The sequence below is a fragment of the Leisingera sp. F5 genome, assembly GCF_001593695.1.
The window spans coordinates 1-1055 of record NZ_LUKH01001396.1; the positions used below are offsets into that span (position 1 = coordinate 1).

2 protein-coding genes and 1 pseudogene are annotated in these 1055 nt (G+C 59.3%); all 3 read right to left on the reverse strand.

Annotation, left to right across the window (positions count from 1 at the left end; translation table 11 throughout):
- Positions 1-3: 3 nt before the first annotated feature.
- Complete coding sequence (gene ccmD / locus A2I95_RS41720) at positions 4-159, reverse strand: heme exporter protein CcmD (protein WP_035920135.1); 156 nt, start codon at positions 157-159, stop codon at positions 4-6.
- Positions 159-890: a heme ABC transporter permease gene (locus A2I95_RS41725; RefSeq protein WP_291738130.1), complete on the reverse strand. Its 732-nt coding sequence runs from the start codon at positions 888-890 to the stop codon at positions 159-161. Before A2I95_RS41725 ends, ccmD begins: the two co-directional genes overlap by 1 nt.
- A 56-nt stretch (positions 891-946) precedes the next feature.
- Positions 947-1055, reverse strand: a pseudogene (locus A2I95_RS41730) (heme exporter protein CcmB); the annotation flags it as partial.

Genomic DNA, 1055 nt, shown 5'->3' on the forward strand with positions numbered 1-1055 from the left:
ATCTTAGCCATTGCGCTTCATCCTGGTTTCCAAGGTTTCCATCTCCCGGCGCACTTTTCGGCCGCGCAGGATTGTCAGCACCACCAGCGCCAGCAGCAGCAGCAGCGAGGCACCATAGGCCGACAGCACCGTATCGGCATATTTTCCAAGATCAGGCATCACGCCTCCAGCCGTTCGCGCGCCATCAATGCCTTGATGCGGCGGGCGCGGATTTCAGTTCCGGTGCGGTAGAACACCAGTGCAAGGAACAACAGCACAAACCCTGCCATGCAGACATAAAGCGGGTTGGAAAACGCATCGGCCACGTTTTCCTTTTCATCCAGGGACAGCGACGCCCCCTGATGCAGCCCCTGGTTCCAGAAGTTCACAGCATAACGGCTGAGCACTGCAAAGACCGAGCCCACCAGGCAGAGGATCGAGGTCAGATCCGCGGCGGTATCGGGATTGTCGATCGCCTCCCACAGAGCAATATAGCCCAAGTAGAACAGGAACAGTACCAGAAAGGAAGTGAGCCGCGGGTCCCAGGCCCACCAGGTGCCCCACATCGGCTGCCCCCAAATCGCGCCGGTGATCAGCGCAATCACGGTCATCACCACGCCCACCGGTGCGGCGGCACGGGCCGCCAGCGCGCTGACGTGATGGCGGCGGATCACCCAGACCAGCGAGGTCACAAGCATCATGAACCAGGCGTTGATTGCCATCAGCGCCGAGGGCACATGCAGGAAGATGATCTTGACGGTGGAGCCCTGGCGGAAATCGTCCGGCGTGAAGAAGAAACCCCAGACAAGGCCTACAGTAATCAGCACTGCAGAGCTGACCCAGAGGGCCGGCATCACCTTTTCGGTGGTGGCCAGGAACTTTTTCGGGTTGGCGTATTCCCAGATCGACATGTTGGCTATTTAGCTCTTGTTCTCGGGTTTCTCAATTCACGGCGTCGGCAAATGTCCTAGCGCAAATTGACGCGCAGGACAGCGGCGCTTGCAAAGGGTAAGAGGGCGATGGAGGCAGCGGAGATGCCGGCCAGCAGCAGCATCGGTGTTTGAACAGCCATGCCT